This window comes from Afipia sp. GAS231 (genome assembly GCF_900103365.1).
GTDB lineage: Bacteria > Pseudomonadota > Alphaproteobacteria > Rhizobiales > Xanthobacteraceae > Bradyrhizobium.
Genome location: NZ_LT629703.1, coordinates 3,847,026 through 3,861,042, shown reverse-complemented (window position 1 = coordinate 3,861,042; position 14,017 = coordinate 3,847,026). Strand labels below are relative to the sequence as shown.

The 14,017-nt window shown below is 62.1% G+C and carries 12 protein-coding genes and 1 pseudogene; 8 read left to right on the top strand and 5 right to left on the bottom strand.

Going from position 1 to position 14,017, the window contains the following annotated elements; translation table 11 throughout:
• Positions 1-47 precede the first annotated feature (47 nt).
• The 3 genes from BLS26_RS18250 to BLS26_RS18240 form a co-directional block, all read right to left on the bottom strand.
• Positions 48-1,247: an adenylate/guanylate cyclase domain-containing protein gene (locus BLS26_RS18250; RefSeq protein WP_092513382.1), complete on the bottom strand. Its 1,200-nt coding sequence runs from the start codon at positions 1,245-1,247 to the stop codon at positions 48-50.
• A 96-nt stretch (positions 1,248-1,343) separates the two neighbouring features.
• Entirely contained in the window at positions 1,344-1,994 is a 651-nt protein-coding gene (locus BLS26_RS18245; protein ID WP_092513380.1) for a glutathione S-transferase family protein, read from the bottom strand.
• 122 nt (positions 1,995-2,116) lie between these two features.
• Positions 2,117-3,094, bottom strand: coding sequence for a tripartite tricarboxylate transporter substrate binding protein (locus BLS26_RS18240; RefSeq protein ID WP_092513378.1), 978 nt, complete (start codon positions 3,092-3,094; stop codon positions 2,117-2,119).
• A 220-nt stretch (positions 3,095-3,314) separates the two neighbouring features.
• Between BLS26_RS18240 and BLS26_RS18235 the strand changes: the two genes are divergently transcribed.
• Positions 3,315-5,300 (top strand): hypothetical protein, encoded by a 1,986-nt coding sequence (locus tag BLS26_RS18235; RefSeq protein WP_157676487.1) that lies wholly within the window; start codon positions 3,315-3,317, stop codon positions 5,298-5,300.
• A 102-nt stretch (positions 5,301-5,402) separates the two neighbouring features.
• The gene (locus BLS26_RS18230) at positions 5,403-6,197 is read left to right on the top strand and encodes an adenylate/guanylate cyclase domain-containing protein (RefSeq protein ID WP_092513374.1); all 795 of its coding nucleotides are present in this window, start codon (positions 5,403-5,405) and stop codon (positions 6,195-6,197) included.
• Between the two features lie 33 nt (positions 6,198-6,230).
• On the opposite strand, the gene BLS26_RS18225 is transcribed toward BLS26_RS18230, so the two are convergent.
• The gene (locus BLS26_RS18225; RefSeq protein ID WP_092513372.1) at positions 6,231-6,485 is read right to left on the bottom strand and encodes a tetratricopeptide repeat protein; all 255 of its coding nucleotides are present in this window, start codon (positions 6,483-6,485) and stop codon (positions 6,231-6,233) included.
• Between the two features lie 67 nt (positions 6,486-6,552).
• On the opposite strand from BLS26_RS18225, the pseudogene BLS26_RS18220 reads away from it, so the two are divergent.
• A pseudogene (locus tag BLS26_RS18220) lies at positions 6,553-6,681 on the top strand (SDR family oxidoreductase); the annotation flags it as partial.
• A 59-nt stretch (positions 6,682-6,740) separates the two neighbouring features.
• Here the strand turns inward: BLS26_RS18220 and BLS26_RS18215 are convergent.
• Positions 6,741-7,880, bottom strand: coding sequence for a sterol desaturase family protein (locus tag BLS26_RS18215; RefSeq protein ID WP_092513370.1), 1,140 nt, complete (start codon positions 7,878-7,880; stop codon positions 6,741-6,743).
• A 69-nt stretch (positions 7,881-7,949) separates the two neighbouring features.
• Here BLS26_RS18215 and BLS26_RS18210 point away from each other — a divergent pair, with 69 nt between their 5' ends.
• From BLS26_RS18210 to BLS26_RS18190, 5 genes are all read left to right on the top strand, one after another.
• The gene (locus BLS26_RS18210) at positions 7,950-8,564 is read left to right on the top strand and encodes a TetR/AcrR family transcriptional regulator (RefSeq protein ID WP_172804626.1); all 615 of its coding nucleotides are present in this window, start codon (positions 7,950-7,952) and stop codon (positions 8,562-8,564) included.
• Positions 8,565-8,634: 70 nt separating this feature from the next.
• Positions 8,635-9,495 carry a DMT family transporter gene (locus BLS26_RS18205; protein ID WP_092513368.1) on the top strand — a complete coding sequence of 287 codons (861 nt, stop codon included), beginning with the start codon at positions 8,635-8,637 and terminating at the stop codon, positions 9,493-9,495.
• A gap of 374 nt (positions 9,496-9,869) precedes the next feature.
• Positions 9,870-10,178, top strand: a complete 309-nt coding sequence (locus BLS26_RS18200) for a hypothetical protein (protein ID WP_092513366.1) — start codon at positions 9,870-9,872, stop codon at positions 10,176-10,178.
• A gap of 280 nt (positions 10,179-10,458) precedes the next feature.
• Complete coding sequence (locus BLS26_RS18195; protein WP_092513364.1) at positions 10,459-12,156, top strand: amidohydrolase; 1,698 nt, start codon at positions 10,459-10,461, stop codon at positions 12,154-12,156.
• A gap of 153 nt (positions 12,157-12,309) precedes the next feature.
• Positions 12,310-13,695 carry a transposase gene (locus tag BLS26_RS18190; RefSeq protein WP_092513362.1) on the top strand — a complete coding sequence of 462 codons (1,386 nt, stop codon included), beginning with the start codon at positions 12,310-12,312 and terminating at the stop codon, positions 13,693-13,695.
• Positions 13,696-14,017 lie beyond the last annotated feature (322 nt).

Here is a 14,017-nt window from a genome sequence, read left to right as displayed (position 1 = left end):
GTCAACATCGTTCCCACCGTCGGCTTTGCGCCAGGAGCGGCTCGGCCTCAGCCATGATACGCAAACAATTCGATCGGGTCGTTGAAGCCGCGCACCGGATGTTCGCCGACGCGTTCGAGTTCGAAATCGTCCTTGACGAAGTCGGCGAACGCGCGCGACAGCAGCACCGTCCGGCCCAGCTGCTTGGTGAGGGCTTCGAGGCGCGAGGCCATGTTGACGGCGGGGCCGATCACGGTGAAATCGAGACGGGCGCGCGAGCCGATGTTGCCGTACATGACGTCGCCGACATGGATGCCGATGCCGTAATTGAGCGGCGCACGACCGGTCTCGCGGTTCTTTTCGTTCAGGGCAATCATGGCCTGCCGGGCTTCGGACACGGCGTGCATCAGGTTGGCGCAGGCATGGGGCTGGCTGAGCGGGAAAATCGCCAGCATGCCGTCGCCGATGAATTTCAATATTTCTCCGCCGTGCTTCGCCACCGGCTCCGACATCGCGTCGAAATAGCCGTTCAGGAGATCGATGACGTCATCGCGCGGCCAGTTGTCGGAGATTTTTGTAAAATCCCTGAGATCGCAGATCATGATGGCGGCGCTCACCGTCGTCCCGGTTCCGCGCCTTGTGGCGCCGGCCAGAATAAGTTCGCCGGCATGCGACCCGACATAGGTTTCGAGCAGCGTTCGCGCCAGGCGGTTCTTGACCCGGATTTCGCTGACCAGCGCCAGAACCGGCAACACGCTCAACAGGCTGGCGAGATGCGCATCGTCGAAACCACCGGGCCGGTCGGTGGCAAAGGTCACGAAGTGCCGCTTGCCGAGCGTGTGGTACAGCGGCCACGCCACATAGTCGGTGAGGCCTTTCGCCCGCATCTCGTCATAAACGGCGTGCTGGCGGCCGAGCGAGCGATCGCGCTCGAAATTCTCGCGCACCTCGGTCGCACCGTCATGAATTTCGTTGGCGGGACTGCCGATATATTCCGATCGCTCCCGGACATCGTGGTCCACCCGCGCCAGCTCGGCCTCGCGCATGCCGTCGGCCCACATGATCCGGGCGCCAAGCCATTGCGGATGCTGAATCAGGATGTGAAGCGTCGCCCGCTTGACCGGAAGGCCCGCCCGCTGGAGCCGGATACACAGCTCGGCGAAAATATTGTCGATGAAGCGCTCATCGCGCGTCCCGTTGGTCAGCCAGTAGACGACGTCGTCGACGGAATACGCGGTGGCGGGATCGATGTGTGACGGCGCGTCCATAACTTGCTCCCGAGCAGTGCCCCCGATCGGCGGTACCGGATATGTCGTGTCCCCGCCCGGCGGCGTCAATGGCGGCCGCATCCACGGCGGCCGTCATCAGTCGGGCGATGCGGCGGTGAAAACCGCCAATTGAGCGTCGAAAGCACGCCTGAAGGCCGGCCGCGCTTCGCCGCGGGCGACGTAGGCGGAGAGAACAGGATATTCCTGCAGGATAGCCGATCCGTTCAACCTGCGCAGCACGGTCACCATCAGAAGATCACCGGCGCTGAACGCGCCATCGAGCCAGTCGGCATCGCCCAGGCGCTCCGCGAGTTCGCCGAGCCGCCCACGAATGCGATCCTCGACCAGAGGCAGGCGCTGCGCATACCAGTTCCTGTCGCGCTCCAGCAGCACAGCTACTCCCAGATCGACGATCGGGGGCTCTATCGTGCTGAGCGCGGCAAACATCCATGCGATCGCGCGGGCACGGGCATTCGCATCGTCGGGTAGCAGGCCACTATGGCGCCCCGCAATATGGAACACGATCGCCCCCGACTCGAACAAAGCGAGATCGCCTTCCTCATAGGTCGGAATCTGCCCAAACGGATGAAGCGCACGGTGCGCGGGTTCCTTCATCTCGCTGAACGAAACCAGACGAACGCCGTAAGGCTGGCCCACTTCTTCGAGCGCCCAGCGAACACGCATGTCACGTGCCTGTCCCTTGCCGCGGTCGGGCGACCGTTCAAAGGCTGTGATGGTGGGGTTCATTGGAAGCCTCCGGATGAGCGCATGACGCTGTTTGCATCCAGAGGACGAACGATCAGCGCAGATCCCGACAGCCTGCGCCGTTTTCCCTGGCCATCGGATTTCGCGGTCCGGTGGCGCGCGGCCTATTCAACCTTGATGCCCGCGACCTTGATCACCTTCGCCCACTTTTCGGTGGCCTCGATGAGGATCGTGCCGAATTCCGCGGGCGAGCCCCCAGCCACTGTGCCGCCCAACTCAACAATCCGGGCCTTGATTTTGGGATCGGCGAGCCCGGCATTGAGCTCCTTGTTCAAGAGATCGATGATGTCGGCCGGGGTGTTTTTCGGCGCGCCGATGCCCGCGAAACCGCTGGCTTCGTAACCGGGCACGAAGTCAGCCACGACAGGAACATCCGGCAGCACGTCCAAACGGGTCGTGGTCGTTACCGCCAAAGCGCGCAGCTTGCCGGCCTTGATGTGTTCGATCGATTCCGACAGCGGACTGAAGATCACATGCAGATGGCCGCCGACCAGATCGGTGGTCGCAGGCGCACCGCCCCGGTACGGGACGTGGACCAGGTCCACGCCAGTCATCATCTTGAAGAGTTCGCACGCAATGTTTTGCGGCGTGCCGGGACCGGCCGATCCGTAATTGATCTTGCCCGGGTTGGCCTTGGCGTAGGCGATGAATTCGGGGATCGTCTTGGCGGGTACCGACGGATGCACCACGACGACGTAGGCCAGCCGCGCCGCGCAGATCACCGGAGCGATGTCGCGCAAGAAGTCGAAATTGAGATTGCTGTAGAGCGCGGCATTGATCGCATGCGGCGTTACGATCTGCAGCAGCGTGTAGCCGTCAGGGGCCGCCTTGGCGACTGCCTCGGTGCCGATGTTGCCGCTGGCGCCGGCGCGGTTTTCGATGATGAATTGCTGGCCGATCCGATCCGACAGCCACTGACCCATCAGCCGCGCCTGGATGTCGGTGGCTCCGCCCGCGGCAAAGCCGACGATGATGCGTCCCGGCCGCGACGGATAGGCTTGCGCCCACGACATGCGGGTCACCGCCGGTAACACCCCAGCACCCGCGGCCAGATGCAGGAATGTGCGGCGAGGAAATTTCATGGCGCTCCCTCCACGGTCTGCGCGGCGTCGCGGTTGAGAAATTCAACCGTACGCTTTTTTGCAGACAGACTACACCTGTCCCGTGAAGGGGTGGAAGGGCCAATGCCTACGCTGGACATTTAACCGCATCACCCATCGGCAACGCCGGCCGCGAACACTTCGACAACCAATTCAAGGTAGCGTCGGGGCGCTCCTGCTCCTGTCCAATTGTGGATAAGAAATGCTTGCACGCCTGCCTAAACCTGTCGTGATTGCACTGGGTGTGCTGGCGGCCTTCGTTGCCCTGCAGATTCTCTGGGCGCCGCTTCTGCTCTTCCTCATCGGCGACGGGGATGGACTGGGTCTCCTGCTCCGCTTCGGCCTGCTGGCGGCCGTCATCGCGGGAGCGAGACCGCTCGCACGAGTCTTGAAAGAGAACCGCGCATCGCTGCTCACGGCAAGCGTAGCCGTTGCCAGGACTGTACCACCCGTGGCCCGGACGATTACACGCGGGACAGGCCGACTTTTCAACGCCCTCGGGAGCGCCGTCACATACCTGCGCGGATGCCGCTGGCCCAAGGCGTTGGTCTGGTTCTGGCTGACATTCGGCATCTTCCTGCTTCAGGCCATACCGGATATCGGCTTCTTTCTCATGTTCCTGGCCGCGCCGCTCTGGTCGATCGTCACGATCAATCTCGGCTTCGCCCAACTCGTCGTCGAACCCACCAAGGGGAAAATATCGCCGGCGTGGTCGCTCGTCGGCCTTGCCTGGTTCTTCGGCTACGCTGCGGTAGCCATCCACGGGCACGTCGCGCTCGATCGTCTCGCTGCAGAGATTGCGACGGAGAATTCCGGCCAGTCGCTGCCGTTCGATCCGGGCACGCAATCGCTCGTCGTCCTCGGAAAGCTCTATGACGCGCCGAGTGCGGAGCGCTTGCTGCTGACCTATCCACTGTCCGTCGTGTACGAAGAGAACGAGGACGCCGGCGATAGAACCATATCGCCTGCGCTGCGCGATGACCGTCCACGCTTCACGGCCCTGCGCCTCGGCGCGCCGGAGCTCTGCGACCGCATCGCGGAAAACGCGCGCTGGAAAGCCGCCGTGACGCGGGACGTCAAGACGACCATCGGCGGCACGCCGTTCTGCCTCTACGCCACGGTCGAAACGCCCGATCTTCCCGTGGTTCGGCTTCGGTTTGCGCAGGAAGAATTGCGCATTATCGGCGCGGAAGGCCACATCGACAGGATCACGCTCACGTCTGGCGACGACAAGCACCAGGTCGCGTCGGTCAAGGCCGCGCCCTACCAGTATCTGCCATTGCCGATCGTCGGCTGCTTTGTCAGCGGCGGAGGCTCCCGCTGGGAGTGCCCGAACCATTTCATGACAGAGCGCTGGCGGCCACATCCGGACAACGTTGCCCTGGTGGGTGCAAGTCTCGGCCTGCAGCCCTCCAGCCCCGCGTCGCGCTCGGAACAAATCTATGCCGCGGGCTCTGCGGCGCTCGAACGGGCTCAAGATCTGGGCGAAGCGGCCGCGGCAGCCGAGCTCGATCGCCTGCTCGCCCATCCGCTCGGTTCTACGGCCGGGCTCACCCTGAAGATTCTGACGGCCAGACCCGACCTGATCGCCAGCCGCGCCGAACGATTGGCGGTCGCGGCGGCCGAAGCCCTCACCACGCAACCAAATTCGCGCGATGTGCAGATCTGGAGCGACATGATGGTCGCGCTTCCCGATGCGGACTTTCGGCGGGTAGCGCCGAGCTTCGTCAGCGCCGTGCTCGCGCGCTGGAGGGATGCATCAGGGCGCCACTATGCCTCGCTCGGCGAGTCATTGATTTACAAATTGGCCGATCTGGGACCGGTCGCGCTACCGCTGCTGGAGCGCATCTATCAAGACAACGGCCCCTTCGATCGCTTCGTAAGCGTCGTCGCCCTCTGCCGCGTCGGCGTTCCAGCCACCGACCTCACCGAGAAAATCCGCGCAGGTGTCTTCGGCGATCGCCATCAGGACTATTACGACTTCGAGATGCGCCAGGCCATGATCCTGGCGTTGATGCGGCAGGGACGAAGTGATCTTGCCGACGCAGGACACCAGCAATACGACCAATGGGCGGCAGCCGGTAACACGGGCATCACCGTCCATCGCTGGAGCGAGAAATTCGAAGCGAAACGGCGCATCATGACGCCGTCCAGCAGCCCGGACGCATGCATGATCACGCGCGAGTGAGGCTTGGAAGCGGATCTTGGGAGTCCTGTTGCCAATGCGGGAAGCTATGATTACGCTTTACCCCAGGTAGGCCTCAACGGCCTTTCGATCGGTTGCACGTTCATGCCCAATTTCCTTCGCGTCGGCGTCCATCAGTCGAACGTTTCCGGATACACGTCAAAGGCATGGTGCATTCGACGGGTTGGTTCGGCGGTCTTCCTGAAGTGGGGCGCCGTGGAGGTCCATGGCGTCGGAGCTGGACGCAAGGTCTACTGGACGCTTCCGCCGCGGGACAAGACCATTCGTTGCCGCACGGTGCAGCGTGCCAGCGATTACGCGAAAGCCGCGATCGCGCGGCGGCGCAACCACCGCTACGAACCGCTGACTGGAAGCATCGCGACCCGGCGCCGAACCGCCGCCAACGACCCCGAGCTCAAACAGGCGCTCGCGACGATCCTCTTCGTCGACATCGTTCGGTCTACCGAAAAGGCAGCACGGCTCGGCGATGTCCGCTGGACCCAGGTGATGAATCACTATTACGCCGCCGTCCGTAAAGAGCTGAAGAGTTCGCGCGGCAAGGAAGTGGTGACGACGGGGGACGGATTGCTGGCGACGTTCAAGGCGCCGGCGGCCGGTATCAGTTGCGCGGCCGCGATCCACGAGGCCGTGCGCACGCTCGGGCTGGAGATCAGGGTGGGCCTGCACGCCGGCGAATACAAGGTGAGCGGCGGCGAGGTGGTCGGTCTCGCGTTTCACATCGGTGCGCGCGTCGCCGCGAAAGCGCGCGCCGGCGAGGTGCTGGTCTCGAGCGCGGTCAGGGATCTGATGCCGCAATCCCAGGTCCGCTTCCAGGATCGCGGCCTTCACCAGCTCAAGGGCGTGCCGGCACGGTGGCGCCTGTACCGGGTCGAACGCTAGGACACGCTGCAAGCGTGGATCCCATTTTGCAGTTCAGATCGGTTTCGCTGCTGCCTTCGCGCGAATGGCCGCCGACCGCTTGTGAAGCGGCTCGGCATCGGCGGTGCGGCCCTGATCCGTGTAGACCCCGGCCAAATTATCCAGCACATCGGCGAGATCAGGATGTGCCTTGGTCGGATGTTTCTTTGTTGCGATATTTGGATGGTGGCATCCAACCACCTGAGCATCCGCTACGGCACTTAGCCGTTGCCTGGCCAGGCCGCCATGGCCGCTGCGGCGACGGCCCATCCCATCGCACCTTCCAGCCGCGCGCGCTGCCCAGCATTTCGAGCCGGACCTTCTTGACGACGCGCAATCGAGGCAGGCATTGGGCCGGTATGGCAGACCGGAGGACATCGCCAACGCGGTCGCGTTCCTGGCGAGCGCAAAGGCTCAGTACATCACCGGTTCGACGCTGACCGTCGACGGCGGCGCGAACGCCTAAATACCGAAAGGGCCGGCTGGATGTCGTACCATCCGGCCGGCCCTTTTGATTTGCCGGTTTCAACCGCCTGTTGGATCGGCGCGGTTAACTGCAGCGTTACCATAATTTACGCAATTCTGGTCTGCCTTGATGTCGAAAGGCATGGCCTTGCCCAGGCCGGCGCCGCGCGCCAGCCAACCGACGATCCGGACTCGCATTGCCTCGACCCACAGGCTCGCCAGCCGTGCCCATTCCAGCAGCGGCCACAATGTCAGCTTCACAACGTCGTTGCGCGGTATGCCGGCGGCGCCGACGGGCGTGTCGCATGGTCCTGGGACGCGATAGGTGCCAAACATCCAGTCGAAGAACGGAAAGACGTTGGCGAGGTTCTTGCCGTGGGCCTCCGGCACATCGGCATGGTGCCAGCGGTGAAAGCGCGGCGAGGCGACCAACAAGCGCAGCGGGCCGTGGCCCCAGTCGACATTGATATGGACGTAGACGTTGTGGAACGTCAGCAATAGCGCACCGACACCTATTGCGTCGGCGGGCATGCCGAGCCACGTCAGCATGATGATATAGGAGCCCCACATCACCAGCGCCTCCAGGATGTGGATGCGATATGCCGTCAAGCCGTTGACGACAGGATCGGAATGATGAATTGCGTGCACCGGCCACAGCCATTTCAAATGCATGGCGCGATGGTTCCAATAGTTGGCGAAATCCTGAGCCAGGATGGCGATGAGGCTGAGCAGCCAGAGCGGCAATCCCTCCCAGACGGAGCCCGGCACACTCGGTATTCCAAGCAACGCATAAAGCGCCTTGAAGTGCTCCGACAAAAGCCACACGACGGGCGTCAGCACGAGGTTGATGTTGATGATGGCCAGCGTCGCCGTCACGCTTTCGGCCGCATCGGCCGCGCGGCGCGGCCAGGAAGACCGCCAACCCATGTAAGCGCCCAGCAACACGAGCAGGGCGGCGAAGACCAACTGCTTGCCGGGATCGAAAACCTGGCCCCGCCAGGCATCGAGCACGAAAGTGATGGGATGGGCGATGTTGTCCACGTTACCCGCATTGGTCTGGATGCAAAGCCGGCGCGGACCCATTGCGAAGCCAGGCCGGCAGCCCGGTTTTAGCGAGATTTGCCTTAAGGCAGGGTGAATCGAAACCTCGGTTCCGGTGACAGTCCCGGGCTGCACCCTCCATTTAACTGCCTGGCGCATGACGGCGCTGCCGCAAGTTCACGAAGCGGTCACTTGCGATATATAGACCAGTTGGTCTACATATCAGCCATGCGCCACCAAACCCCTGTGCAGTTGCCCCGTGGCCGTCCCCGAAGTTTCGACACCGAAGCCGCTGTCGAACGCGCGATGGGGGTGTTCTGGTCGCGCGGCTATCATGCCACGGCGCTACCGGACCTGCTTCGTGCGACCAAGCTCTCGCGTGGCAGCCTCTACGCCGCTTTCGGTGACAAGCACTCGCTGTTCCTGCGGGCGCTCGATCGCTACGTTGCCGATGCCCTGACACGGATGGATATCGAACTCGACCCCCGCGGAGAGCCGGTCGACCGCCTGCGGGCCTACCTTGCCGGCTACGTTGACCGGGCGAGCGGTGCCAATGGCAGGCGCGGATGCCTGCTGCTGGCCACAGCCATGGAACTGGCTGGCCATGACGCTGAGGTTGATCGTCGCATCGGGAGCTACTTCAAAGCCGTGGAGGCCCGGGTGGCTGATGCACTTTCCCGTGTGAAGGCGGCGGGCAAGTTGGCCGATGGCGTTGAGCCTTCAAGTGCGGCCCGAATTCTCGTCTGTTTCTTCTGGGGGCTGCGCGTGGTCGGTAAAACGGCACCGACACGGATCACGTCGCAAGCCACCGTTGACGCTCTTATCGCCCGCTTCATCAAGTAGACAACCCATGAACGGCTCCGCTGTTAGCGCGCTTATATCTGGACCGAATGGTCTTGAAAGGAAGAATGCCATGTCTGCCCTCCAGATCGTCTGTGCGGTGGCCGTCCCCTTGCTCTGGGGTTATCAGTTCGTGGCCATCAAAGTGGGCGTTACGGAGTTTCCGCCTCTCTTCTTCCTCGCACTGCGCTTCGTGGCCATCGCGCTGCTGCTTGTTCCGTTCGTCAAAAGACCCACACGTCGACAGATCGGCCCTATCGCAGCTATTTCGTTTTTCCTTGGTGGACTGAACTTCGGGCTGTTCTATGTTGGCCTTGGGCTCGGCTCGGGAAGCATGTCGGCCGTCGCATTACAACTCGCCACGCCCTTCACCGTCCTGTTGGCCTGGCCGTTGCTCGCGGAGAGGCCGTCTTTAACTACGTCCGCCGGAGTGGTGCTTGGATTCGCCGGCGTGGTCGTGTTGGCAGCGGGGCCTGGCCTGTCGGCCAACGCGCTTCCGCTGCTGCTTGTGGTCGGGGCAGCCTTCGCATTCGCGGTGTCCAACATCCTTACCAAGCGCTACGGCCCTTTTGATCCCCTGATGTTGATGGGGTGGTCGTCGCTACTCACGGTGCCGCAGGTCATGTTGATGTCGTTACTCATTGAACATGGACAACTGGCAAGCCTTGTCACGGCGGATGAACGTGGCTGGCTGGCGCTCGCCTACACCATTTTCATCGGCGGAATTGCCGGCTTCGGGCTTTGGTTCTGGCTGATCGCCCGATGCTCCATGGGCCGCGTCGCACCCTTCGGTCTGCTGCTTCCGGTGTTCGCCTTGATTTCGAGCGTGCTGTTCCTTGGCGACCGAATGACCCCGAAGCTGATTGTCGGCGGGCTGCTCGCGATCTCCGGCGTCGCCGTGACACAGGTAAGAGCGAGCGCTCGAGCGATTTGAAGGCGAAATCGACTGTGGCGACTTCCGGGTTCGGCACTTAACGGGCATTGGCAATTTACGGGATGTCCGCTTTGCGCCACAAGCGCCGATCAGAGACGGCCCCTTGGGTGAGCTCAAAGACGGTTTTGAAGCTATGGTCTTCGGCTCGCTATAGAGCGACGCGGAGGGCGGGATGGCGAAGCGACTGTCATGCCTACGCTGCCATCGGCGTCCAGGGGATATCGCGGAATTTCGGCGGCCCGACTTTGCAAGGGGACGCGTTTCGATTCGGAGATAAATTTCATCAATGATCGAATCACTGATTTACGGCAGATCGAGGCGGGGGACCCGCCTCGATCTGTCAGTGACAGGCAGCATCTGCAGGGAGAACACGTATGACGAATTCCGAGGATAAACCGCCTCCCGCAGTCGGGGCCTATTGGATCAAGGAGGAAGATTATCCCGCGTTGCTGCAGCTTTTCGACGATGGCGACAAGATGCCCCCGAACTGGAAAGAATGGCTCAAGATGGCCGAGGAAATGGAGCACGGGCTCAAGGCCTATGGACACGTCGTGCTGCGTGTTTACATCGACCCCTCCACATTTCCGGACTGGTGCGCCGCCCATGGCACAAGCCCAGGCAGCACCGGACGCAGAAAGTTCGTCGCGGCGGCGGTAACCGAGAGATACGGCCGGCAGGCCTGACCAGCACCGTCTTGGCAGGTCGCCGGCCATCGCCAGCCCAGACGCTCACAGCGAGTTGAGGACGAGGCTTTCCCTAAACGGTATCCGCCAGAAGCTGCCATTTCCTTAGAGTCAGCTCTGACCTGAAGCCGACCTCGAAAAAGCTGACCTCAAATCGTCATCCAGGGGACCTGCTCTCAGGCCAGTACCCGAATCCGGTCGGCACGGAAATTAAACTAGATGCATTCTGCATCCCTGGAACTATTGTTCGTCATCGAACAACGCGAGGCGGAGCAATTTCATGATAAGGACGGCAAACCCTCTGGTGCTCCTGGGATTTGGCCTGTGCCTCGCCAGCCCAACGTACGCGCAACAGGCGGACCCGCGTTCGCCCGACCTGGTTCTGATCAACGGAAAAGTCCTGACCATGGATGATCGGTCATCCGTCGTGGAGGCGTTGGCCGTTCTGGACGGCAAGATACTCGCAACAGGAAGCAACGCGTCGGTCAAATCCACCATCGGCACACGGACACGTGTGCTGGACCTGGCCGGCAAGACTGTCGTTCCTGGGCTGATCGATACTCACGCGCATTTCAAGGCCGCCGGTCTCTCGGAGTACGTAGTGAGCATGAGCAGGGCTAAGACGGTCGTCGAGGCTCTCGATGCAATCAAGACATTTGCTGCCAAGAAGAACCCGGGCGAATGGATCGTGGGCGGCGCATGGCATCCACCGTCGCAGCTCGCTGAGAAGCGCTATCTCACCAAACAGGAAATCGATGGCGTCGCTCCGAACAATCCCGTCTACCTGCGGACCGTTGGTCACTTTTCGATGGCGAACGGCTTGGCACTGCAGAAAGCGGGAGTCGACAAGAGCACGCCCAATCCAAGCGGCGGATCTTTCGAAAAGGACGCATCCGGGGAGTTAACCGGCGTTCTCGTCGAGACTGCGATCGATCGGGTCGAGAGGGCCGTGCCGCCGTGGAGTGAGGAAGACGAGGTCCGGCAGTTCAAGATCGCCGAGGGGGTCCTGAACAGCTTCGGGATTACGAGTGTGGTCGAGGGAGCGACGGAAGCTCGGGACATCCGGACGCTTCAGAAGATCGCTGTTTCTGGAGAAGCCACTCTCCGCGCGGGTCTGATGTTCCGGCCGGAGCCGCCGGTGGACATGGCTGCGTGGGAAGCGGTCATGTCCGGTAACGGCGCGTCGTCCGGATTTGGTGACGACTGGCTGAAGTTTGCCGGCATCAAGATCTTCTACGACGGCGGCATGACTCTGAAGACCGCGCTGACCCGCGATGTCTATCCCGATTCGCATGACGACTACCACGGCATCGCGCAGCAGACGCCCGAGCGATTGAAGCAACTCGTCTCGATCTGCAACCGATACAATTGGCGCGTAGGCGTCCACGTCGTGGGAGACCTCGGTATCGACCATGTACTCGACGCGTTCGAGGCTGCGGACAGGGAAAAGTCGATCCGAGACCGGCGCTTCATCCTCATCCATGCAAGCTTAATCAGGCCCGAACAGATGGAGCGCGCCCATAGGCTAGGGGCCCGCGTCGATTTTCAGAACGTATTCATGTGGGACAAGGCGGCGACTGTCGAGCGCTTCCTCGGGCGAGCGACTGCGGACCGTGCCGTGCCCACAAAGACCTTGATCGAGAGGATGGGCATCGACAGTCTCGGAGCTGGAACCGATTTTCCAGTCAATCCCATCAACCCGCTTCTCAACATGTACATCATGGTGACACGGAAGGACCCCAACGGTAACGTTTACGGCGCTTCCGAAGCCATCACCCGCGAGCAGGCTCTGCGCCTCTATACGAGTGCTGCTGCACGTTACACGTTCGAAGAAGGGCGGAAGGGTACGCTTGAGCCAGGAAAGTTGGCCGACCTAGTGGTTCTCTCGGCGGATTACATGGCCGTGCCGGCGGATCAGATCAAGGACATCAAGGCCGACGTAACGATAGTTGGCGGCAAAATCGTATTTCAGCGCTGAGCCGTTGCGCCAGTAAGCGAGACCATAGCGATCGAAGGCATTGGCACCTGGGTGAACGACCGCTTCGCGCCGATATTGTTGATTTAGTCCGCCGTTGATCGGCGGTGGCTGGCGTGATTCCATCCTCGTATTGATTTGCGGAGGAGCGGGACGATGATGGGGATGCAGACGGCGCCGGCGCAGCTGTTCTACGATTTCTGCCTCGACGACCATGTCCCCGAAGATCACCTGCTCCGACGCATTGACCGGTTCCTCGACCTCGAGAAGGTGCGCACGGAGCTGAAGCCGTTCTACAGCAACATCGGCCGCCCCTCGATTGATCCCGAACTGATGATGCGGATGCTGATTGTCGGCTACTGCATGGGCATCCGGTCCGAACGGCGGCTGTGCGAGGAGATCCATCTCAACCTGGCCTATCGCTGGTTTTGTCACCTCGGGCTCGACGGCAGGGTTCCGGACCACTCCACCTTCTCGCGCAACCGGCATGGTCGGTTCCGGCAGAGCGATATGCTGCGGCATTTGTTCGAGACCGTGGTGGAGCGGTGCCTTCGCGAGGGTCTTGTCGGTGGCGAAGGCTTTGCGGTGGACGCGAGCCTGATCGCTGCCGACGCCAACAAGCAGCGGTCCGTTCCCGGCGACCAGTGGCCGATCGCAAGTCTGGGCGCCGATGCCGGCAGGGCCGTTCGCGAGTATCTGGCAACGCTGGACGATGCTGCCTTCGGTGCGGCCAGCGAGGTGAAGCCGAAGTTCGTCTCACCGTCGGATCCGGCGGCGCAATGGACCGGCGCCCACAAGGGGCACGCCTTCTTCGCCTACGCCACCAACTATCTGATCGATACTGAGAATGCTGTCATTCTCGACGTCGAAGCCAGCCGAGCCATCCGCCAGGCGGAGGTCGGCGCCTCACGTACCATGATCGATCGAACCGCCAGACGCTTTGGCATAATGCCCCGGCACCTTGCCGCTGACAGCGCCTATGGCTCGGCCGCAAACCTGGCCTGGCTGGTCAAGGAGAGGCAGATCGAGCCGCATATTCCGGTGTTCGACAAGTCCAACCGGACCGACGGGACCTTCTCGCGATCCGACTTCGTGTTCGATGCTGAACGCAACCATTACACTTGCCCGCAGGGCAAGCTGCTGGTGCAGTTCCGGCGGACATTCGCGACGCCGCGCTCAGGCATCACCAAGGAAGGGACGCGGTTATACCGCTCAAGCAAGTCTGATTGCCAAGGCTGCGCCTTCAAGCCAAAGTGCTGTCCCAACACGCCACAACGTAAAGTGCCGCGCGATCTCGACGAAGATGCGCGGGATGTTGCCCGAAGCTTGGCAAACACGCCGGCCTATGAGCGTTCGCGACATCGCCGGAAGAAGATCGAGATGTTGTTCGCCCATCTCAAGCGCATCCTCAGACTCGGTCGCCTTAGACTGCGCGGTCCGAGCGGTGCGCGAGACGAGTTCCTACTCGCGGCCACGGCGCAGAATCTGAGGAAGCTCGCAAAGCTTCGAGCGATGCCAGCCGCTTGCCCCGTGCCGGCATGACGGCTCCAAAGAAATCGGCGCCGATGCCCGGCCCGATCCTGAGACAACACCCCAAAAAATAGACCATGACCCTGAAAACGGAGGAGTCCGAAACAAAGCGGCGACTAAATCAACAAAATCCGCCAGATGCGGTCGTTCGATCCATATCGGCGTTCGACCCGGAGTTGGCATGGGCGGCGCACGCGCGGCGCGCTTTGCCGCAAGGTTGATCGGGTATCCCTCGCGGCCTTACGCAGGCGCGCGCTCCACCTTGTGACGCAGCCAGACCATTCCGCCCTCCAGCATTGGCCGGGGAAGTTCCACCGCCTGCGAAGGGGCAAAT

What these genes read in the sequence shown, in the direction of transcription:
- BLS26_RS18250 (WP_092513382.1), bottom strand. Translation starts at nt 1,247, where the DNA reads ATGGACGCGCCGTCACACATCGATCCCGCCACCGCGTATTCCGTCGAC.
- BLS26_RS18235 (WP_157676487.1), top strand. Translation starts at nt 3,315, where the DNA reads ATGCTTGCACGCCTGCCTAAACCTGTCGTGATTGCACTGGGTGTGCTG.
- BLS26_RS18190 (WP_092513362.1), top strand. Translation starts at nt 12,310, where the DNA reads ATGATGGGGATGCAGACGGCGCCGGCGCAGCTGTTCTACGATTTCTGC.
- BLS26_RS18215 (WP_092513370.1), bottom strand. Translation starts at nt 7,880, where the DNA reads ATGCGCCAGGCAGTTAAATGGAGGGTGCAGCCCGGGACTGTCACCGGA.
- BLS26_RS18200 (WP_092513366.1), top strand. Translation starts at nt 9,870, where the DNA reads ATGACGAATTCCGAGGATAAACCGCCTCCCGCAGTCGGGGCCTATTGG.
- BLS26_RS18245 (WP_092513380.1), bottom strand. Translation starts at nt 1,994, where the DNA reads ATGAACCCCACCATCACAGCCTTTGAACGGTCGCCCGACCGCGGCAAG.
- BLS26_RS18205 (WP_092513368.1), top strand. Translation starts at nt 8,635, where the DNA reads ATGTCTGCCCTCCAGATCGTCTGTGCGGTGGCCGTCCCCTTGCTCTGG.
- BLS26_RS18195 (WP_092513364.1), top strand. Translation starts at nt 10,459, where the DNA reads ATGATAAGGACGGCAAACCCTCTGGTGCTCCTGGGATTTGGCCTGTGC.
- BLS26_RS18230 (WP_092513374.1), top strand. Translation starts at nt 5,403, where the DNA reads ATGCCCAATTTCCTTCGCGTCGGCGTCCATCAGTCGAACGTTTCCGGA.
- BLS26_RS18225 (WP_092513372.1), bottom strand. Translation starts at nt 6,485, where the DNA reads ATGGGCCGTCGCCGCAGCGGCCATGGCGGCCTGGCCAGGCAACGGCTA.
- BLS26_RS18240 (WP_092513378.1), bottom strand. Translation starts at nt 3,094, where the DNA reads ATGAAATTTCCTCGCCGCACATTCCTGCATCTGGCCGCGGGTGCTGGG.
- BLS26_RS18210 (WP_172804626.1), top strand. Translation starts at nt 7,950, where the DNA reads ATGCGCCACCAAACCCCTGTGCAGTTGCCCCGTGGCCGTCCCCGAAGT.